Consider the following 19704-nt stretch of genomic DNA (forward strand, 5'->3'; position numbering starts at 1 on the left):
GGCGGCAGTTACCCCCTGCGGAGGCGACAACTCGCCCCAGATGGCACAATCGGTGCATGGGACGTGACAGCCAACTCGAGCTCTACGGGCTCGTCGCGGACCAACTGAAGGAAGCGCACTCCCGAGTGCGCGCACTGCAAGTCCCGGAGGGCGTACGGATGGCGCTGACCCGGAAGCTGCTGGTCATTACGGCCGCGGCCAAACACGATCTCGCCGATGCGGCAAGGCGTCTGGAGCGATTGATGGCGTCCCTCGACGAAGCTGACGAGGGCCGATTCCCCCAAGACGGCTGATCCGCAGCCTCAACGGGCCTTCGAGGAACTCTGAGATGGGCCACTTCGTTGCGGCACAAGGGTGATTAGCCCGTTTCGTGTTTGATTTGCGGTATATATCTGCCTAACGTGCGAAAAAGCCGGAGTATTTCGCTCCCGGCAATGTCTCCGAAGGGGAAGACGTGAACAAGGCGCAGCTCGTAGAAGCGATTGCCGACAAGGTGGGCGGCCGCCAGCAGGCAGCCGACGCCGTCGACGCGGTCCTGGACGCCATCGTCCGTGCCGTGGTCAGCGGGGACCGGGTTTCGGTCACCGGCTTCGGCTCGTTCGAGAAGGTCGACCGTCCGGCCCGTTACGCCCGCAACCCCCAGACCGGGGAGCGCGTGCGGGTCAAGAAGACCTCGGTTCCGCGCTTCCGTGCCGGTCAGGGCTTCAAGGACCTGGTCAGCGGCTCGAAGAAGCTCCCGAAGAACGACGTCGCGGTCAAGAAGGCGCCCAAGGGCAGCCTGACCGGCGGAGCTTCGGCGACGGTCAAGAAGGCCGCGGCCAAGAAGGCCACCACCGCCAAGAAGGCGACGGCCAAGAAGGCCGCCACCGCCAAGAAGGCCACCGCCAAGAAGACCACGGCGACGGCGAAGAAGGCGGCCACCGCCAAGAAGGCCACCGCCAAGAAGACGACCGCCAAGAAGGCGACCGCCACGGCGACGGCGAAGAAGGCCACGGCGAAGAAGACCACCGCCAAGAAGGCCGCTCCGGCCAAGAAGGCGACGGCCAAGAAGACCGCGCCCGCCAAGAAGGCCACGGCCAAGAAGGCGCCCGCCAAGAAGTCGACGGCGCGCAAGACGACCGCCAAGAAGGCCACCGCCCGCAAGAAGTAGGGGCACGAGGGCACTCACGCGCCGGGCCGGACTCCCACGGGGGAGCCCGGCCCGCGTCGTGTGTCCGCCGCCGCAACGGCCGCCGGGTGCCGGGTGCCGGCCAGGCCGTCGCGGGCCCGCGATGCCGTCACGCGGCCGCCGCCCGCACGCCCCGGCGTATCCGAACGGCCTAACGCCCGCCGCCGCGCCGCCCGGGCGCCCCGGACGGCTCCCTCAGAACGTCTGCAGCGTCACCAGGGTGATGCGGCGCGCCTCGCCCTCGCCGTCCACCTCGATGCGCACGCGCTGCCCCGGCCGCAGCAGCCGCAGCCCGCCCGCGTCGAACGCGGGCGCCGCGAAGGGCACCGGGGTGCCGTCGTCGAGCAGCACGCTGCCGCTGCGGGTCTCGGAGTCGTACGTGTACGCGGTCGCCTGCATGCAGAGCAGCGTACTCAGTCGGAGATGAGCAGCCGGGCCGCGGCCGCCGCGGTGCGCGGCCCCACCCCCAGCGACAGGGCGGCCCGCAGGTCGTCCCCGGTGTCCACGTCCTGGCGCAGGGAATCGACGCCGTCGAGCGCGAGTTCCACCGCGCCCGACGCCGTGTGCCGGGCCCGGGACCGCGCGCCGAACGCGGGGCGCAATTCCGCACCCGGCCCCGCGCACAACAACGTCGTCCCGATTCCCGCGGCATCCGGCATGAATGCGCGCGGAAAAGGAGCGGCACCGCCGAGGGCGCGGGCCAATTCCGCCGGACGCAGCGCCGGCAGATCGGCGTTCAGGGCCGCGAGCGGCGCCGCAGGCCGCTGGGCGCGCACCAGGGCCGCGCCGTGCGCGAGCGCGGCGTTCAGACCGCCGCCCGGCTCGTCGCGGACGATGCGGGCCCCCAGCGCGGCCAGCTCGCGACCGGCCAGGGGATCGTTCGTGACGACCGCCACATCCCGTACCGCGGCGCAGGCCACCGCGGCGGCCACGGTGTCCTGCGCGAACGCCAGGGCCAGGCCCGGACGCAGACCCTCGCCGGAGGCGGCGGCCAGCCTGCTCTTGGCGCGCGCCAGCGGTTTCAGGGGTATGACCAGGGTCCACTGCACGGGCGCTCCGTCCTTCTCGTCGCGCCCATTGTGACCTGCTGGGGTGCCGTCGGGCCGGGGAGCGGGAAGGGGGCCGTGCGCGGCGCCCCGTGACAGGGGCGGGTGGCGGGAGACGGGTGGGCGTACGGTGTTCTCGACAGACCGGCAGCCTGGGGCGACACTTGTGCGGCCGACCAGGTTCTTGGAGGAAGGTGTCCGCGTGTCCCGCCGCAGAATCGGCTTCTGGTACCGCCTCGCGGCGGTCATTGCGAAACCGCCGCTGGTGGTTCTGTTCAAGCGGGACTGGCGTGGAATGGAACACATTCCGGCCGACGGAGGATTCATCACCGCGGTGAATCACAACTCGCATATCGACCCCTTCTCGTACGCGCACTTCCAGTACAACACCGGACGAGTGCCGCGTTTCCTGGCAAAGGACGGCCTTTTCAAGGGTGGCTTTGTCGCCAAGGTGATGAAGGGCACGGGGCAGATTCCGGTCTACCGCGAGACCACGAACGCGCTGGACGCCTTCCGCGCCGCGGTCGACGCCATCCGGCGCGGCGAGTGCGTCGCCTTCTACCCCGAGGGCACCCTGACCCGCGACCCCGACCTGTGGCCGATGACGGCCAAGTCCGGTGCCGCGCGGGTCGCCCTCGAGACGAAGTGCCCGGTGATCCCCGTCGCGCAGTGGGGCGCCAACCTCGCGCTGGCGCCGTACAGCAAGAAGCCCTCCTTCTTCCCGCGCAAGACCCTCCAGGTCAAGGCCGGACCGCCCGTCGACCTGTCGCGCTACTACGACAAGGAGCCGACGCCCGACGTGCTGCGGGAGGTGACCGAGACCATCATGGCCGCGATCACCGAACTCCTGGAGGAGGTCCGGGGCGAGAAGGCCCCCGCGACGCCGTACGACCCGCGCACGGCGCGCCTGGAACAACGACGCAAGGCAGCCGGCCGCAGCGCCGCGCAGAGCACCGCGAAGAGCACCCCGGAGGACAGCAAGTGACGAACCCCGTGAACCCCTTGGACGCGGCAGGTCCTGTGAAGGCCGCCGTCTTCGGAACGGGCTCCTGGGGTACGGCCTTCGGCATGGTGCTCGCCGACGCGGGCTGCGACGTCACCCTGTGGGGCCGCCGCGCCGAGCTCGTCGACGCGGTCAACTCGACGCGGACCAACCCGGACTACCTCCCCGACGTCCGGCTCCCCGAGAACCTCCGCGCGACCACCGACCCGGCCGAGGCCGCGGACGGCGCCGACTTCACCGTCCTCGCCGTGCCCTCGCAGACGCTGCGCGGCAACCTCGCCGCGTGGGCGCCGCTGCTGGCCCCCCGGACCGTCCTCGTCTCCCTGATGAAGGGCGTCGAGCTGGGTTCGGCGATGCGCATGAGCGAGGTCGTCGAGGACGTCACGAAGGTCCCCGGCGAGCGGATCGCCGTCGTCACCGGGCCCAACCTGGCCCGCGAGATCGCCGCGCGCCGGCCCGCCGCCGCCGTGGTCGCCTGCCGCGACGAGGCGGTCGCCCAGCGCCTCCAGACGGCCTGCCACACCCCGTACTTCCGCCCGTACACCAACACCGACGTGGTCGGCTGCGAGCTCGGCGGCGCCGTGAAGAACGTCATCGGTCTCGCCGTGGGCATCGCCGACGGCATGGGCCTCGGCGACAACGCCAAGGGCTCGCTCATCACCCGCGGCCTCGCCGAGACCACCCGCCTCGGCCTCGCCATGGGCGCCGATCCGCTCACGTTCTCCGGACTCGCGGGCCTGGGCGACCTGGTGGCCACCTGCTCCTCGCCGCTGTCCCGCAACCACACCTTCGGCACCAACCTCGGCAAGGGCATGACCCTGGCGGAGACCATCGCGGTCACCAAGCAGACCGCGGAGGGCGTCAAGTCCTGCGAGTCCGTGCTGGATCTGGCCCGCAGGCACGGCGTCGACATGCCCATCACGGAGACCGTCGTGGGCATCGTCCACGAGGGAACGCCCCCGGTCGTCGCCCTCAAGGACCTCATGTCGCGCAGCGCCAAGCCCGAGCGCCGCTGACGGCACGCTGACTCCGCACGGACCAGCGGGTACGCTCAACGCGATATGAGCAGCGAGAACCTCCCCCAGAGCCCTGAGCAGCCGCTCCGCAAGCCGCGCGTGGCCGTCGTGTTCGGCGGCCGCAGCTCGGAGCACGGCATCTCCGTCGTCACGGCGGGCGCCGTCCTGCGCGCCATCGACCGCACCAAGTACGACGTCCTGCCGATCGGCATCACCACGGACGGCCGGTGGGCGCTGACCGCGGACGAGCCCGAGCGGATGGCCATCGCCGACCGCCGGATGCCGAACGTCACCGAGCTGGCCGACTCCGTGGAGGGCGGCGTCGTGCTCCCGGTCGACCCCGGCAACCGCGAGGTCGTCTACAGCGAGCCCGGCTCCGTGCCCAAGGCGCTCGGCGAGGTCGACGTCGTCTTCCCGATGCTGCACGGTCCCTACGGAGAGGACGGCACCCTCCAGGGCCTGCTCGAACTCTCCGGAGTGCCCTACGTCGGCTCCGGTGTCCTCGCCTCGGCCGTCGGCCAGGACAAGGACTACATGAAGCGGGTGTTCACCTCCTTCGGGCTCGACGTCGGCCCGTACCTGGTGATCCGCCCCCGCGAGTGGAAGCAGGACGAGGCGGGCGCGCGGCAGCGCATCGCCGACTTCGTGGGCGAGCACGGCTGGCCGCTGTTCATCAAGCCCGCGCGCGCGGGCTCCTCGATCGGCATCACGAAGGTCGAGTCCTTCGACGGCCTGGACGCGGCGATCGCCGAGGCGCAGCACCACGACCCGAAGATCCTCGTCGAGGCGCTGCTGCGCGGCCGCGAGATCGAGTGCGGTGTGCTGGAGTTCGAGGACGGCCCGCGCGCGAGCGTGCCGGCCGAGATCCCGCCCGTGCAGACGCACGACTACTACGACTTCGAGGCGAAGTACATCGACTCGACGCCCGGGATCGTGCCCGCGCCGCTGACGCCCGAGGAGACCGCGCGGATCCAGCGGCTCGCCGTCGAGGCGTTCGAGGCGGCGTCCTGCGAGGGCCTGGTGCGCGCGGACTTCTTCCTCACCGAGGACGGCCGCTTCGTGATCAACGAGATCAACACGATGCCGGGCTTCACGCCCATCTCGATGTACCCGCAGATGTGGGAGAAGAGCGGCGTCGGCTACGCGGAGCTGGTCGACCGCCTCATCCAGGCGGCCCTGAACCGCTCCACCGGCCTGCGCTAGCGGCCCCCTGCCGGGCGGCGGGCGGTCAGGCGATCCCCTGTGGGATGGCCTTCTTGACGGGGGCGGCGAGGTCCGTGAGCGGGCCGAGGCCGTCCCCCGTCCGTTCCTCGGGCAGCGTCACCTCGACATAGGCCAGGCGCGCCCCGGTGGTGAAGGTGTACGAGCCGTCCTCGCGCTTCTGCAGCAGCCAGGCGACGCCGTTCACCTTCACCCCGTTCTTCGGTGCGTAGGCGGGGTCGACCATCTCGGGGGGCCGGGGCACACCGCAGCGCAGTATGATCGCCGGGTCTCCCCACCCCGCGGTGAGGTCGGACGTGGGCCCGGGGTCGGTGCGGCCCAGTCCCTCGACCTTCTCCGGGAGCTGTTCGTGCAGGTCGCGGCAGAGTCCCGCGGCCTTCGCGGCCGGGGACGGAACCACCACTGACGCCTCGTCGTCCGTAGCTGAGCAGGCCGCTGTCGCGATCAACAGGGCGAGGGCGGACGTTCCTGTGAGGCAGCGGCGCCGGAGGCGGGGGAAGTTCACCGGGCCAGGGTAGACGGGGGCTACAAGTGCACGACCGGGCAGGTCAGCGTTCTGGTGATGCCGTCCACTTGCTGGACCTTGGCGACCACCATGTGGCCGAGTTCGTCGACCGTGTCCGCCTGCGCGCGCACGATGACATCGTAGGGTCCGGTCACGTCCTCGGCCTGGATCACTCCCGGGATCTTGCCGATCAGCTCGGCGACGGTCGACGCCTTGCCGACCTCTGTTTGGATCAGGATGTACGCCTGTACCACGGAACCTCCAGGGCGGCCACGAGGATCATGTGGGGGGAGAAAGGGACGCCACGGTACCGCGTCGCCGCTCGCCGCGGGGAGACCCGGGTGACCTGTGGCGCACACATCGTGGTGGACGGACAACAGAAGTTGACGGTCACGTCGACCGTACCGACGACAGCGGCGGCTCGCGACCGGGGGCCGGGCGGCACGAAAGGGCATGGTGAGACTCGGTGAAGGGATCCGTGGGCGAGTTGGGGGAGTTCGGGCTCATCAGAGAGCTCACCTCGCGGCTCACCTCCACTCCGGCGGTACGGCTCGGTCCCGGCGATGACGCCGCGGTCGTGTCGGCGCCGGACCGCAGGGTGGTGGCGAGCACCGACATCCTCCTGGAGGGCCGGCACTTCCGCCGGGACTGGTCCACCGCGTACGACGTGGGCCGCAAGGCCGCCGCGCAGAACCTCGCCGACATCGCCGCCATGGGGGCCGTCCCGACCGCGCTGCTGCTCGGCCTGGTCGTTCCCGCCGAACTCCCCGCCAGCTGGCCCACCGAGCTGATGGACGGCCTCAGGGACGAGTGCCAGGTCGCGGGCGCCGCCGTCGTCGGCGGCGACGTGGTGCGCGGCGACACGATCACCGTCGCCATCACCGCCCTCGGCGACCTGCGCAACCACGAGCCCGTCACGCGCGCGGGCGCTCAGCCCGGCGACGTCGTGGCCGTCACCGGCTGGCTCGGCTGGTCCGCCGCCGGGCACGCCGTGCTCTCCCGGGGCTTCCGCTCGCCGCGCGCCTTCGTCGAGGCCCACCGCAGGCCCGAGCCGCCGTACCACGCGGGCCCCGCGGCCGCCGGTCTCGGCGCGACCTCCATGACGGACGTCAGCGACGGCCTCATCGCCGACCTCGGGCACATCGCCGACGCCAGCAAGGTGCGCATCGACATCCGCTCGGGGGACGTCGACGTGCCCTCGCAGATGAACGACATCGGGCAGGCCGTCGGCGTCGACCCGCTGCAGTGGGTGCTCAACGGCGGCGAGGACCACGCGATCGTGGCGACGTTCCCGCCCGACGTGAAGCTGCCCGCCCGCTGGAAGGTCATCGGCGAGGTCCTGAACCCCTCCGCGCTGCCCCAGGTGACCGTGGACGGCGCGCCCTGGACCAGCAAGGGCTGGGACCACTTCGGCGACAACGGGGAGGACGGCTAGGCGAGCTCCCGCGCGGGCCGCGGCACGTAGTCCTTGAGGACGAGGTCGCTCGCCGCCTTCTCCGTCAGCTTCTTGAAGAGGCCGGCCAGGAGGCGGGAACTGAGCACGCGGTACGCCCGGTCGCGGCTGCGGATCTTCTTCTCGGTCGGCGGGGCGAGGAAGGGCCCGGCGTTGCCGGAGCTCTTCTGGCAGCCCTTGGCGTACGCGTGGATCTCCGCCTCGTAGGCGGCGAACGCGACCCGGTGATCGCCCCGCGCGGCCGCCAGTTCACCGGCCAGGACGTACGCGCCCACCAGGGCCGCGCCCGACCCCAGGCCGCCCATCGTGGCGCCGCACGCGGCGTCGCCGAGCAGCACCACCCGGCCGCGGGAGAGCCGGTCGAGGTGGATCTGGGCGATCATGTCGAAGTACAGGTCGTCGGCGCTCTCCAGGGCCGCGAGGACCTGGGGGGCGTGCGTCCAGGCGAGGCCCGCGAACCGCTCCGCGAGGATCTTCTTCTGGGCCGCCGGGTCGCGGCGGTCGTAGTCCAGCTCCTCGGAGCGCAGGACCAGGAAGCCGCCCGCCCGGTCCGGGTCGCCGTCGTAGTTGGAGATCCCGGCCATCCGGCCCGGGTCGCTGTGCAGCCGGGCGGTGCGGTCCAGGCCCAGGTGGTTGGGCATGTCGAAGCCCGCCACGTAGTAGCCCTGGAAACGCAGGAACTGCGCCTCGTCCCCGAAGACGAGCCTGCGGGTGTGGGAGTGCAGCCCGTCGGCGCCGACGACGAGGTCGAAGCGGCGGGGCGCGCCGCGCTCGAAGGTCACGTCGATGCCTTCGGAGTCCTCGGTCAGCGAGGCGATGGAGTCTCCGAAGACGTACTCCACGTCCTGGGCGGTGCGTTCGTACAGGATCCTGGACAGCTCGCCGCGGAAGATCTCCACGTCGCCGCTCATCAGGAACGCGGGCAGGTCCACCCGCTCGGTGTCGTCGGCCTCCACGATGGTCTGCCGGCCCATGTGGGTCTGCCTGCGGTGGACCTCGTCCCAGATACCCATACGCCGCAGCACGGTGCGGTGCACGTCGCCCCGGAAGTCCACGGCGAAGCCGCCCTCGCGCAGGGCGGGCGCCTTCTCCAGGACGGTGACGCGGGCTCCGTGGCGGGTGAGCCACAGGGCGAGGGCGGGGCCCGCGATGCTGGCGCCGGAGATCAGGACGTCCAGGTGGGCGAGGCTGTGGGCGGGGGTCGGAGCCGCGTGCTTGGTGCGGGGCGCGGGCCGGGGGGCGGGCGTCGTGGGCCGGTGGGTGCTCGGGTGGGTACCGCTCGTCCGGTTCGTCATGCCGGGAAGCATCGGGGGCCCCGCTGACCGTCCGCCTACCGTTCGCTGACCGCCGCCGACCGCAGACTCCGGCCCTCCTCGAAGGCCTTCTCGTACGCCTGCGGGGTGAGCCGCGCGCGGGCCGCCGCCACGACCCCCACGACGTCGGGGTCGTCCGCGATCAGCGTGCCGCGCAGGCCGTGCGCGGCGCCCAGGAGCAGGGCGGCCCGCTCCGGGTCCTTGGCGACGGCCGCCAACGCCTCGGCCACCTGGGCCAGTTCGCCGACCCCCGGGAGAGGGGCGCCGCCGCCGGACGGCGGCACGCCGGCGCCGCAGGCCAGCACCCGGGCCTGCTCGAACCAGTCGGCCGCGTCCCGGACACGCTCCTCGGCGAGCGCCGTACGGCCCAGGCCGATCAGGATCCGCACGCTCTCCCCGAGGCTGAACCAGTTGGCGGCGCACGTCTCCAGAGCCGCTTCGTAGTGCGCACGCGCGCGTGCCGTGTCGCCGCCGAGCCGGGCCACGTCCCCGAGACCGCGCAGGGCGACCGCCACCTTGTCGGGCGCGCCGATGCTGCGGGCCAGCGCGGCGGCGCGCGCGCAATGGGCCGCGGCCCCCTCCAGGTCGCCCAGGTGCCGCAGGACCGTGGCGCGCTGGTGCAGCAGGTCGGCGGTCTCCTCCGGCGCCGCCAACTCCCTGACGTGCACCAGGCCTTCGTCGAGCAGGGCGAGGGCCGTGACCCGCTCGCCCCGCCAGTCGGCGAACATGCCCAGCGGATCCAGGCAGTTGGCCATGCCCCAGCGGTCACCGGCCGCACGGAAGCCCTCCAGGGCCCGGGCGAAGGCCGCCTCGGCCGCGTCCGCGCCGCCCGCGAACATCTCCTGGAAGCCCGCCCCGAGGTCGAGCAGGGCGACGTTCCACGGATGGTCGCCGACCTGCGCCCGCACCCGGTCCTCCCGGGCCCGCACCGGCCCGCCGACGACCGACCGGAGCACCAGCAGGTAGGGCAGTCGCAGCGGCCCCTCCAGGCCGGTGAAGAGCGTGTCCACGCGCGCGAGGCGGTCCTCTTCGCCGGGGTCGTCGCCCTCGCCCGCGATGGTGTTCATCAGGCACAGGACGTACTCCTCCGCGAGGCCGTCCGGCGGCCCGCCGCCCACGGCGTCCAGGAGCTCCGCGGCGAGCGCCCTGCGCTCCCCGTAGCGGCCGCGCAGCCGCCAGTACCAGGACAGGGCGGCCATCAGCCGCAGCCCGTCGGGCGGCGCGGTGCGGGTGAGGTGGCGGAGCGCGGCGTCCAGGTTCGTCTGCTCGGCGTCCAGCCGGGCCAGCCAGGGCAGCTGCTCCCGGCCGCGCAGCCGCGGCTCCGCGGCCGTGGCAAGGCTCAGGTGGTACGCGGCGTGCGCGGCCCGCAGGCGCTCCTGTTCGCCCGCCTCGGCCAGCCGCTCGGCGCAGAACGCGCGGATGGTCTGCAGCATGCCGTAGCGCCCGCCGGTGACGTCCAGGAACGACTTCTCCGCGAGGGAGGCGAGCAGGTCCTCCGGGAAGGGGATCCCGCACACCGCCTCCACGGCCTCGCCCGTCGCGCCGCCGGGGAACACGGTCAGCCGCCGTGCCAGCTCCCGCTCCTCGTCGTCGAGCAGCTCCCAGCTCCACTCCACGACCGCGTGCAGGGTGCGGTGCCGGGGCGCCTTCGTGCGGTCCCCGCGCGAGAGCAGCCGGAAGCGGTCGCCGAGCCGGGCGGCGAGCTCGTCCAGGGTGAGGGTGCGCAGCCGCGCGGCGGCCAGCTCGATGGCGAGCGGCAGCCCGTCGAGGGCCGCGCATATCTCGTCGGTCAGCGCCCGCTCGCGCTCGTCGCGCGGGCCCGCGAGATCGGGCCGCACGGCCGCCGCCCGGTCGGCGAACAGCCGGGCCGCCGGGCCCGCGGGGAGCGGCGGCACCGGCCACAGCACCTCGCCGGTGATGCCGAGCCCCTCCCTGCTGGTGGCGAGCACCCGTACCCCGGGGCAGGCCCCCAGCAGCAGTCCCGCGGTCCGGGCCGCGTCCTCGACGAGGTGCTCGCAGTTGTCCAGGACGAGCAGCAGCTCACGGTCCCGCAGCACGGAAAGGAGCCGCTCCGCGGTGTCGCCGCCCTGGGCGGGGAAGCCGTCCCGCACGCCGAGCGCGGACAGGATCGCGTACGCCACGCGGGAGCCGTCGGCGAGCGGCGCGAGCTCCACGAAGCAGACGTCGGGCAGCGCCCGCGCGGCCTCGACCGCCAGCCGCGTCTTGCCCGCGCCGCCCGGCCCGGTGAGCGTGACCAGACGGGCCCCGGCCAGCAGCGCGCCGATCCGCGCCAGCTCGTCACCGCGTCCGACGAACCGCGTCAGCTGCGCGGGCACGCCCCGCTGCCTGGCCGGCTCCCGGCCCTGGAGCAGCTCCCGGTGGAGTGCGGCGAGCTCGGGGGAGGGGTCGGCGCCGAGCTCGTCGGCGAGGGTGCGCCGGGCGTCCTCGTACGCCGTGAGTGCCTCCGCGGGCCGCCCGGCCGCGTGCAGCGCCCGCATCAGCTGCCCGTGCAGCCGCTCGCTCAGCGGGTGCCCGGCGAGCAGCTCCCGCAGTTCGGGCACCAGGTCGGCGCCGCCGCCCAGCGCCAGATCCGCCTCGATACGGTCCTGCACGGCGGCCAGCCGCAGCTCTTCCAGGCGGGTGGCGCGGGGCGGGGTGGCCGGCAGGTCGGCGAGCGCGGCCCCGCGCCACAGCCCGAGCCCTTCCCGCAGCAGGGCGGCGGCGCGCGCGTGGTCCCCGGCGCCGAGGGCGCGGCGTCCCTCGCGGGCCAGCCGCTCGAAGCGGTGCAGGTCGACGTCCTCGGGCTCGACGGCGATGCGGTACCCGGCCGGGACGGCCCCGATGTCCACGGCCAGCCGCTTGCGCAGCCGGGACACCTGGGACTGCAGGGCGTTCGCCGCACCCGCGGGCGGCTCGTCGCCGTAGAGACCTTCGGTGAGAGCGGCCACGGAGACGGCGCGGCCCGCGTCCAGGAGGAGCAGGGTCAGCAGTGCGCGGGGGCGCGGTCCGCCGGGGTCCAGCGGGGTGCCGTCGGGGGCGCGGACGTCGAGGGGACCGAGGATGCCGAAGCGCATCCGCCAGATTCTGGCAGCCCGCACGCGCGCGTGGAGGGCCGCACGGCGGTCGGCTCCGGGAAACGGGCAGACGAAAAAGCCGGCTCCCCGAAGGGAACCGGCTGATTCAGCAACCAGCTAGGTGGCCGCGCTGGCGTCAGCGCGAGACCTTGCCGGCCTTGATGCACGAGGTGCAGGCGTTGAGGCGCTTCGGCGTCCCGCTCACCACGGCACGCACACGCTGGATGTTCGGGTTCCAGCGACGGGGCGTACGGCGGTGCGAGTGCGAGATGTTGTTGCCGAAGCCCGGCCCCTTGCCACAGACGTCGCAGTTGGCAGCCACGGGTCACTCCAAAGACTTCAGATGCACTTACGGTTAAACCCGGCATGCCGGGATCAGTGCAATGATCGGAGTGGCGTTGCCAGGAGGAATGTCCCGATGCGTATCGGGCAACCGGAGCAGCATACAACGACTGCTTCGGTACAACGAAACTACCATGTCTCGCCCGGCCCCCGACCCGGGCCCGGTGTTCACCCGGGGTCTACGCTGCGTCCATTCCGGATGGTCAAGGAGGCGAACAGGTGCCGCAGAACCTCGACGCGGTCGCGGTGCGCGCCTGGTGCCGACTGGCTCTGGACGCCCTCGGCAGGGCCCGCGAGGAGATCGACTCCATCAACGTCTATCCGGTCGCCGACGGGGACACCGGGACGAACCTCTATCTGACCGTGGAATCCGCCTCGCAGGCGGTCGACGCCGCCTTCACGGGACACGAGCCCGCCCTCCCCTCGCTGGCCGAGACGGTGCGCGCGATGGCGCACGGGGCGCTGCTCGGGGCCCGCGGGAACTCGGGCACGATCCTGTCGCAGCTGCTGCGGGGGATGGCCCAGGTCATCGGCGGCGCCGACGACGAGGCCCGTGAGGCAGATCACGCCGGCCATGCCGGAGGGACGGTCCTGGAGCGCGCGCTCCGGCAGGCCGCCGAGTCCGCCTACCAGGCCGTCGCCCACCCGGTCGAGGGCACCGTCCTGACCGTGGCCACCGCGGCGGCACGGGCCGCCACCGGCACGGCGGGCGACTGCGGGACGGTGGCCAGGGCGGCGTACGAGGGGGCCTGCACGGCCCTCGCGGCGACGCCGGGGCAGCTCGCGGTGCTCGGCCGCGCGGGCGTGGTGGACGCCGGCGGGCGCGGGCTCGTGGCGGTCCTCGGAGCGCTGGTCGCCGCCCTGGCGGGGGAGACCGTGGCGCCCAGGGGCGCGGAGAGCCCGCACAGCCGGGTGGCGGCCGTGGACTGCGAGGAGTCGCCCGGCGACGAGGGCGGCCCGGCCTTCGAGGTGATCTACCTCCTGGAGGCGGACGACGCCGCCGTCGCCCGCCTGCGCACCCGGCTCGACCGGCTCGGCGACTCCCTCGTGGTGGTCGGCGGCGACGGCCTGTGGAACGTCCACGTCCACGTCGACGACGCGGGCGCAGCCGTCGAGGCGGGCGTGGAGGCGGGCCGCCCCCACCGCATCCGGATCACCCACTTCGGAGTGGGCGACGCCCACACCACCGCCCAGCCGCCCCGCGAGCGCGCACAGCGGGCCATCGTCGCCGTCGTCCCGGGCGAGGGCCTCGCCGGGCTCTACGCGGAGGCGGGCGCCACCACCGTGCCCGCGCGCGTGGGGGAGCCGCCCGCGAGCGGCGAGCTGGTGGACGCGATCCGCCGGGCCCACGCCCGCGAGGTGGTGCTGCTGCCCAACGACGCCGAGCTGCGGCACACCGCGGCCGCCGCCGCCGAGCAGGCCCGCACGGAAGGCGTCCGGGTCGCGCTCATCCCCACCCGCTCCGCGGTCCAGGGCATCGCGGCGCTCGCCGTGCACGAACCGGACCGGCGCTTCGACGAGGACGTCGTCGCCATGACCTCGGCGGCCGGTGCCACCCGCTACGGCGAACTGGCCGTCGCCGAGCGCCAGTCCTGGACCATGGCCGGCATCTGCCAGACCGGGGACATGCTCGGCCTGATCGACGGCGACGTCGCGGTGATCGGCTCCGAGGTGGCCCGCACGGCCGTCTCCGTCCTGGACCGGATGCTCTCGGCGGGCGGCGAGATGGTCACGCTCGTCCTCGGCGAGTCCGTGCCCGACACCGTCGCCGAGCTCCTGGAGAAGCACGTGCGCGAGGCCTACCTGGCCGTCGACACCGTCGTCTACCGCGGTGGACGGCAGGCCGCGCTGATGCTCATCGGCGTGGAGTAGCCGCCCCGGCGGGGACGCCCGCGGCCGCGGATCCGGGGGACCTTCGGCGGATTGTCGGTGCCGTGGTGTGCAATGGATCTCGTGCCCGCGCTCGAAGAACCCCTGAAGAAAGTGGTCGGCCCCGCCACGGCGAAGGTGATGGCCGAGCATCTCGACCTGCACACGGTCGGCGACCTCCTGCACCACTACCCCCGCCGGTACGCGGAGCGGGGCGAGCTCACCCGCCTCGCCGACCTGCCGCTGGACGAGCACGTCACGGTGGTCGCCCAGGTCGCGAGCGCGCGCATCCTGAAGTTCAACGGCGGGCGCGGCCAGCGCCTCGAAGTCACGATCACCGACGGCGGCGGCCAGGTCCAGCTCGTCTTCTTCGGCCGCGGCATCCACAAGCCGCACAAGGACCTGCTGCCCGGCACCCGCGCGATGTTCGCGGGCAAGGTGTCGGTCTTCAACCGCAAGATGCAGCTGGCCCACCCGGCGTACGAACTGCTGCGGGCCGACGGCGACGAGGTCGGCGAGGCCGTCGGCTCCTGGGCCGGCGCCCTCCTGCCGATCTACCCGGCCACCGCCAAGCTGGAGTCCTGGAAGATCGCCAAGTCCGTCGACATGGTGCTGCCCAGCGCCCAGGAGGCCGTGGACCCGCTGCCCGCCGCCCTGCGCGACGGCCGCGGCCTCGTCCCGCTCACCGAGGCGCTCCTGAAGATCCACCGGCCGCACACCAAGGCGGACATCGCCGCCGCCCGCGACCGCCTCAAGTGGGACGAGGCCTTCGTCCTCCAAGTCGCCCTGGCCCGGCGGCGGTACGCGGACGCGCAGCTGCCCGCCGTGGCCCGCAGGCCCAAGGAGGGCGGCCTGCTCGACGCCTTCGACGCCAAGCTGCCCTTCACGCTCACCCAGGGCCAGGAGAAGGTCTCCGAGGAGATCTTCGACGACCTGGCGACCGAGCACCCGATGCACCGCCTCCTCCAGGGCGAGGTCGGATCGGGCAAGACGATGGTCGCGCTGCGCGCCATGCTCGCCGTCGTGGACGCGGGCGGGCAGGCCGCGATGCTCGCGCCCACCGAGGTCCTCGCCCAGCAGCACCACCGCTCCATCGTCGAGATGATGGGCGAGCTCGCCGAGGGCGGGATGCTCGGCGGCGCCGAGCAGGCCACCAAGGTCACGCTGCTCACCGGCTCCATGGGCGCCGCCGCCCGCCGCCACGCCCTGCTCGACCTGGTCACCGGCGAGGCCGGGATCGTCATCGGCACGCACGCGCTGATCGAGGACAAGGTCCAGTTCCACGACCTGGGCCTGGTCGTCGTCGACGAGCAGCACCGCTTCGGCGTCGAGCAGCGCGACGCCCTGCGCGGCAAGGGCAAGCAGCCCCCGCACCTCCTGGTCATGACCGCCACCCCGATCCCGCGCACGGTCGCGATGACCGTCTTCGGCGACCTGGAGACGTCCGTCCTGGACCAGCTCCCCGCGGGCCGCTCGCCGATCGCCAGCCACGTCGTCCCCGCCCAGGACAAGCCGCACTTCCTCGCCCGCGCCTGGGAGCGGGTGCGCGAGGAGGTGGCCAAGGGCCACCAGGCGTACGTGGTCTGCCCCCGCATCGGCGACGACGTCGACGAGTCCGCCGACCCCAAGAAGGCCCAGAAGGCCCAGAAGAAGGCGGAGGAGGAGGCCACCGCCGAGAAGCGGCCCCCGCTCGCCGTTCTGGACGTCGCCGAGCAGCTCGCCCACGGCCCCCTGCAGGGGCTGACGGTCGAGGTCCTGCACGGCCGCATGCAGCCCGACGACAAGGACGCGGTGATGCGCCGCTTCGCCGCGGGCGAGACCCAGGTCCTGGTCGCGACGACGGTCATCGAGGTCGGGGTGAACGTCCCGAACGCCACCGCGATGGTGATCATGGACGCCGACCGCTTCGGCGTCTCCCAGCTGCACCAGCTGCGCGGCCGCGTCGGCCGCGGCTCGGCGCCCGGCCTCTGCCTCCTGGTCACCGACATGCCCGAGGCCAGCCCGGCCCGCGGCCGCCTCGGCGCCGTCGCCGCCACGCTCGACGGCTTCGAGCTCTCCCGCATCGACCTGGAGCAGCGCCGCGAGGGCGACGTGCTCGGCCAGGCCCAGTCCGGCGTCCGCTCCAGCCTGCGGATGCTCGCCGTCATCGAGGACGAGGAGATCATCGCCGCCGCCCGCGACGAGGCGGTGACCGTGGTCGCCGACGACCCCGACCTGGAGCGGCTGCCCGCCCTGCGCACCGCCCTGGACGCCCTGCTCGACGCCGAGCGCGAGCAGTACCTCGACAAGGGGTGAGACCGGCGCACGCCATATCGTGGAGGGGTGGGCCCACGCACCGGGCGCACTCCGGCAAGCCAGAAGGATTCAGATGACCCGCGTGATCGCCGGCACGGCCGGCGGACGCCGCCTGGCCGTCCCGCCGGGCAACGGCACCCGCCCCACGTCCGACCGCGCGCGCGAGGGCCTCTTCTCCACCTGGCAGGCCCTCCAGGGCACGCTCGACGGCGCCCGCGTCCTCGATCTGTACGCGGGCTCGGGCGCCGTCGGCCTGGAGGCCCTCTCCCGCGGCGCGGGACACACCCTGCTCGTCGAGGCGGACGCCCGGGCCGCCCGCACCATCAGGGAGAACGTGAAAGCGGTCGGCCTGCCCGGCGCCGAGGTGCGGGCGGGCAAAGCGGCCCAGATCGTCCAGGCCGGCGCCCCGGCCACCCCGTACGACCTGGTCTTCCTCGACCCGCCGTACGCCGTCGGGGATGACGATCTTCGGGAGATCCTGCTCACACTCCGCTCGGAGGGCTGGCTCACCGACGACGCGCTCGTCACCGTTGAACGCAGTACAAGAGGCGGAGAATTCGGCTGGCCGGAGGGTTTCGAGTCCCTCAGGTCCCGTCGCTACGGCGAGGGGACGTTTTGGTACGGTCGCGCCGCCTCTACGTGCGACGACTCAGTGATCGCGCCATGACCGGACCGGAGAGCGAGGGACTCACGTTGCGCCGCGCCGTCTGTCCGGGGTCGTTCGACCCCATCACCAATGGACATCTCGACATCATCGCCCGCGCCTCCAAGCTGTACGACGTGGTGCACGTCGCGGTGATGATCAACCAGTCGAAGAAGGGCCTGTTCGAGATCGAGGAGCGGATCGAACTGATCCGCCAGGTCACCGCCGACTTCGGCAACGTCGAGGTGGAGTCCTTCCACGGCCTCCTCGTCGACTTCTGCAAGCAGCGCGACATCCCCGCCATCGTCAAGGGCCTGCGCGCGGTCAGCGACTTCGACTACGAACTCCAGATGGCCCAGATGAACAACGGGCTCTCCGGCGTCGAGACGCTCTTCGTCCCGACCAACCCCACCTACAGCTTCCTCTCCTCCTCACTGGTCAAGGAGGTCGCGGCCTGGGGCGGCGACGTCGCCCACCTGCTGCCCCCGCTCGTCCACGAGGCCCTGGTCGAACGCCTGGGCAAGAAGTGACGCCCCGGGCCTCGAACTGACAGTGCGTCACCCGGTGTCGGGCGGGCACCCGTCGGCCGTACAGTCGTCCCGTCCGTCTCCCAACCAGCTGTAGAGAGTGGCGAGCACACGGTGGACGTGCAGAAGAAGCTCGACGACATCGTCGAGGCGATCGGCAGCGCCCGGTCCATGCCCATGTCGGCCTCGTGCGTGGTCAACCGCGCCGACCTGCTCTCGATGCTCGAAGAGGTGCGCCAGGCCCTGCCCGGCTCCCTCGCGCAGGCCCAGGAGCTCATCGGGGGCCGCGAGCAGCTCGTCGAGCAGGCCCGCCAGGAGGCGGACCGGATCATCGAGACCGCGCACGCCGAGCGCGGCTCGCTGATCTCCGACACCGAGGTCGCCCGCCGCTCCCAGGGCGAGGCCGACCGCATCCTCGCCGAGGCGCGGCAGACCGCCGAGGATGTCCGCGTCGAGGCCGACGACTACGTGGACAGCAAGCTCGCCAACTTCGAGGTCGTCCTCACCAAGACCCTCGGCTCCGTCGGCCGCGGCCGCGAGAAGCTCCTGGGCACCGGACCCGGCCTCGACGAGCAGGGCTACGAGGACGAGGACGCCCCCGAGCGCAGCCACGACCCCGAGACGCTGCGCCGCAACGCCGACGCGTACGTCGACGCCAAGCTCGGCGCCTTCGAGGCGGTCCTCGCCAAGACGCTGGAGGCCGTCGGCCGCGGCCGGCAGACCCTGCACGGCCGGGCCCCCGCCGACGAGCTCGGCACCCTCGGCGAGGGCGCCGCCTCCCAGGGCCACACCACCGACGCCGAGTACCTCGCCGACCTGGCGGGTCCCGCGCCCGCCGCCGCGCCCGCCCCGCAGCAGCCCGCCCAGGCCCCGCCGGTCCCGGCCCAGCAGCCCTACGCCCCGCCCCCGCAGCAGCCCGACCCGTACGGGTACCAGCAGCAGGACCCCTACGGCTACCAGCAGGCGTATGCCCAGCAGGACCCGTACGCCTACCAGCAGCACGGCCAGCACGGCCAGCACGGACAGCACGACCAGCACGGCCAGCACGACCAGTACGGGTACCCCCAGCAGGGCTACGACCCGCTGCAGGGACAGCCGCAGCAGGGCTACGACCAGCAGCAGGCCGCGCCGCACGCGCAGCCCCAGCAGCCCGCAGTGCTGGACGAGACCAGCCTCTTCGACACGACCATGATCAGCGCGGAGCAGCTGCGCGCCTACGAGCAGGGGCGTTAGCGGGGTCGCGGGACCGGATTGGGCCGAGAGCGGAAGGTCAAGTATCCTGGCTCTTCGGTCGCGCATACGTCCGCGACCCAGGCTGCCCACACGAACCGCTTTTCGGCGGCACCGGTGCGGCGGCCCTCCCTTTGGACTTCCAGGATTCGAAAGCAGGAAAAGCCCTGAGCACGCGCCTCGACCACCGAAACCCCCTCGTGTTCGACACACACGAGCTGGGTCGGCGTCCCGGTGCCATGCAGCGGCTGACCCGCGGGATCGAGGCGCCCGGTTCGCCGGGTGCCCTCGGCATCGAAGGGGTCATCGGAGTGCCGCAGGGCGCGCCGGTCGAGCTGGAGATCCGCCTCGAGTCGGTCATGGAAGGGGTGCTTGTCACAGGCACCGCCCGTGCATCGGCGAAGGGGGAGTGCGTAAGGTGTCTGGAGCCGCTCGAGCTGGAGCTCGAAGCGGACTTCCAGGAGATGTTCTCGTACCCTGACGCCGACGACCGGGGCCGTGTGAAAGCGGAGCCGGCCGACGACGCCGAGGAAGACGAGGACAGGCTCTATCTCGAGGACGGCCTGTTCGACCTCGAGCCCGTGCTGCGTGATGCGGTGGTGCTCGCACTGCCGATGCAGCCGGTGTGCCAGGACGACTGCGAGGGACTGTGCTCCGAATGCGGAGTGCGGCTCTCGGACGAGCCGGGCCACCACCACGACGCCGTCGACATCCGTTGGGCGGCACTGCAGGGACTCGCTGGCACCATCCAGGACGGCGAGAAGGACGAGATGAGCGGCGCCGAAGCGGAAGCGGGCGTCGACGAGAAGCAGGAGAAGTAGCCGTGGCTGTTCCGAAGCGGAAGATGTCGCGCAGCAACACGCGCCACCGCCGGTCGCAGTGGAAGGCTGCGGTCCCCACCCTGGTTTCGTGTGAGCGTTGCCAGGAGCCCAAGCAGCAGCACATCGCGTGCCCGAGCTGCGGCACCTACAACAAGCGCCAGGTCCTCGAGGTCTGAGC

20 protein-coding genes are annotated in these 19704 nt (G+C 72.8%); 13 read left to right on the forward strand and 7 right to left on the reverse strand.

Annotation, left to right across the window (positions count from 1 at the left end; all coding sequences use genetic code 11):
* Positions 1-56: 56 nt before the first annotated feature.
* Both ACFYXE_RS06130 and ACFYXE_RS06135 read left to right on the forward strand, forming a co-directional pair.
* The gene (locus tag ACFYXE_RS06130) at positions 57-293 is read left to right on the forward strand and encodes a hypothetical protein (protein ID WP_055564463.1); all 237 of its coding nucleotides are present in this window, start codon (positions 57-59) and stop codon (positions 291-293) included.
* A gap of 161 nt (positions 294-454) precedes the next feature.
* A complete protein-coding gene (locus ACFYXE_RS06135; protein WP_389309211.1) occupies positions 455-1150 on the forward strand; it encodes an HU family DNA-binding protein in 696 nt (231 codons plus the stop codon).
* A gap of 213 nt (positions 1151-1363) precedes the next feature.
* Here ACFYXE_RS06135 and ACFYXE_RS06140 read toward each other — a convergent pair whose 3' ends face one another.
* Complete coding sequence (locus ACFYXE_RS06140; protein ID WP_361180435.1) at positions 1364-1567, reverse strand: hypothetical protein; 204 nt, start codon at positions 1565-1567, stop codon at positions 1364-1366.
* A gap of 14 nt (positions 1568-1581) precedes the next feature.
* Complete coding sequence (gene cofC / locus ACFYXE_RS06145) at positions 1582-2217, reverse strand: 2-phospho-L-lactate guanylyltransferase (protein ID WP_389309213.1); 636 nt, start codon at positions 2215-2217, stop codon at positions 1582-1584.
* Positions 2218-2416: 199 nt separating this feature from the next.
* On the opposite strand from cofC, the gene ACFYXE_RS06150 reads away from it, so the two are divergent.
* From ACFYXE_RS06150 to ACFYXE_RS06160, 3 genes are read left to right on the forward strand one after another with little or no spacing between them, the layout of a single operon-like run.
* Positions 2417-3199 (forward strand): lysophospholipid acyltransferase family protein, encoded by a 783-nt coding sequence (locus ACFYXE_RS06150; protein WP_361173948.1) that lies wholly within the window; start codon positions 2417-2419, stop codon positions 3197-3199.
* A 17-nt stretch (positions 3200-3216) separates the two neighbouring features.
* Positions 3217-4233 (forward strand): NAD(P)H-dependent glycerol-3-phosphate dehydrogenase, encoded by a 1017-nt coding sequence (locus ACFYXE_RS06155; RefSeq protein WP_361173954.1) that lies wholly within the window; start codon positions 3217-3219, stop codon positions 4231-4233.
* A 45-nt stretch (positions 4234-4278) separates the two neighbouring features.
* Positions 4279-5436: a D-alanine--D-alanine ligase family protein gene (locus ACFYXE_RS06160; protein ID WP_361173945.1), complete on the forward strand. Its 1158-nt coding sequence runs from the start codon at positions 4279-4281 to the stop codon at positions 5434-5436.
* A 25-nt stretch (positions 5437-5461) separates the two neighbouring features.
* On the opposite strand, the gene ACFYXE_RS06165 is transcribed toward ACFYXE_RS06160, so the two are convergent.
* Entirely contained in the window at positions 5462-5959 is a 498-nt protein-coding gene (locus tag ACFYXE_RS06165; protein ID WP_361173942.1) for a DUF3515 domain-containing protein, read from the reverse strand.
* Positions 5960-5979: 20 nt separating this feature from the next.
* Complete coding sequence (locus tag ACFYXE_RS06170; protein ID WP_361173939.1) at positions 5980-6213, reverse strand: Lrp/AsnC ligand binding domain-containing protein; 234 nt, start codon at positions 6211-6213, stop codon at positions 5980-5982.
* Positions 6214-6425: 212 nt separating this feature from the next.
* On the opposite strand from ACFYXE_RS06170, the gene ACFYXE_RS06175 reads away from it, so the two are divergent.
* Positions 6426-7394, forward strand: coding sequence for a thiamine-phosphate kinase (locus tag ACFYXE_RS06175; protein ID WP_361173936.1), 969 nt, complete (start codon positions 6426-6428; stop codon positions 7392-7394).
* Here ACFYXE_RS06175 and ACFYXE_RS06180 read toward each other — a convergent pair.
* From ACFYXE_RS06180 to rpmB, 3 genes are all read right to left on the reverse strand, one after another.
* Positions 7391-8707, reverse strand: coding sequence for an FAD-dependent monooxygenase (locus ACFYXE_RS06180; RefSeq protein ID WP_389309217.1), 1317 nt, complete (start codon positions 8705-8707; stop codon positions 7391-7393). The two genes, ACFYXE_RS06175 and ACFYXE_RS06180, sit on opposite strands and share 4 nt — an antisense overlap.
* A gap of 35 nt (positions 8708-8742) precedes the next feature.
* The gene (locus tag ACFYXE_RS06185) at positions 8743-11799 is read right to left on the reverse strand and encodes an ATP-binding protein (protein ID WP_389309219.1); all 3057 of its coding nucleotides are present in this window, start codon (positions 11797-11799) and stop codon (positions 8743-8745) included.
* 136 nt (positions 11800-11935) lie between these two features.
* A complete protein-coding gene (rpmB, locus tag ACFYXE_RS06190; protein ID WP_016642993.1) occupies positions 11936-12121 on the reverse strand; it encodes a 50S ribosomal protein L28 in 186 nt (61 codons plus the stop codon).
* 239 nt (positions 12122-12360) lie between these two features.
* On the opposite strand from rpmB, the gene ACFYXE_RS06195 reads away from it, so the two are divergent.
* From ACFYXE_RS06195 to rpmF, 7 genes are all read left to right on the forward strand, one after another.
* A complete protein-coding gene (locus tag ACFYXE_RS06195) occupies positions 12361-14013 on the forward strand; it encodes a DAK2 domain-containing protein (protein ID WP_389309221.1) in 1653 nt (550 codons plus the stop codon).
* A 72-nt stretch (positions 14014-14085) separates the two neighbouring features.
* Positions 14086-16305, forward strand: a complete 2220-nt coding sequence (gene recG / locus ACFYXE_RS06200) for an ATP-dependent DNA helicase RecG (RefSeq protein ID WP_389309223.1) — start codon at positions 14086-14088, stop codon at positions 16303-16305.
* A 67-nt stretch (positions 16306-16372) separates the two neighbouring features.
* Positions 16373-16972, forward strand: coding sequence for a 16S rRNA (guanine(966)-N(2))-methyltransferase RsmD (rsmD, locus tag ACFYXE_RS06205; protein ID WP_389309600.1), 600 nt, complete (start codon positions 16373-16375; stop codon positions 16970-16972).
* A gap of 26 nt (positions 16973-16998) precedes the next feature.
* Positions 16999-17478, forward strand: coding sequence for a pantetheine-phosphate adenylyltransferase (gene coaD, locus ACFYXE_RS06210; protein ID WP_193433174.1), 480 nt, complete (start codon positions 16999-17001; stop codon positions 17476-17478).
* Between the two features lie 111 nt (positions 17479-17589).
* Positions 17590-18708 carry a cell division initiation protein gene (locus tag ACFYXE_RS06215; protein ID WP_389309225.1) on the forward strand — a complete coding sequence of 373 codons (1119 nt, stop codon included), beginning with the start codon at positions 17590-17592 and terminating at the stop codon, positions 18706-18708.
* Positions 18709-18839: 131 nt separating this feature from the next.
* Positions 18840-19526: a YceD family protein gene (locus tag ACFYXE_RS06220; RefSeq protein ID WP_361173916.1), complete on the forward strand. Its 687-nt coding sequence runs from the start codon at positions 18840-18842 to the stop codon at positions 19524-19526.
* 2 nt (positions 19527-19528) lie between these two features.
* The gene (rpmF, locus tag ACFYXE_RS06225; protein WP_026165248.1) at positions 19529-19702 is read left to right on the forward strand and encodes a 50S ribosomal protein L32; all 174 of its coding nucleotides are present in this window, start codon (positions 19529-19531) and stop codon (positions 19700-19702) included.
* The last annotated feature ends 2 nt before the right edge of the window (positions 19703-19704 follow it).

This window comes from Streptomyces sp. NPDC002564, from assembly GCF_042889645.1.
Taxonomy (GTDB): domain Bacteria; phylum Actinomycetota; class Actinomycetes; order Streptomycetales; family Streptomycetaceae; genus Streptomyces.

What these genes read in the sequence shown, in the direction of transcription:
- ACFYXE_RS06130 (WP_055564463.1), top strand. Translation starts at nt 57, where the DNA reads ATGGGACGTGACAGCCAACTCGAGCTCTACGGGCTCGTCGCGGACCAA.
- ACFYXE_RS06140 (WP_361180435.1), bottom strand. Translation starts at nt 1,567, where the DNA reads ATGCAGGCGACCGCGTACACGTACGACTCCGAGACCCGCAGCGGCAGC.
- ACFYXE_RS06160 (WP_361173945.1), top strand. Translation starts at nt 4,279, where the DNA reads ATGAGCAGCGAGAACCTCCCCCAGAGCCCTGAGCAGCCGCTCCGCAAG.
- ACFYXE_RS06180 (WP_389309217.1), bottom strand. Translation starts at nt 8,707, where the DNA reads ATGACGAACCGGACGAGCGGTACCCACCCGAGCACCCACCGGCCCACG.
- ACFYXE_RS06185 (WP_389309219.1), bottom strand. Translation starts at nt 11,799, where the DNA reads ATGCGCTTCGGCATCCTCGGTCCCCTCGACGTCCGCGCCCCCGACGGC.
- recG (WP_389309223.1), top strand. Translation starts at nt 14,086, where the DNA reads ATGGATCTCGTGCCCGCGCTCGAAGAACCCCTGAAGAAAGTGGTCGGC.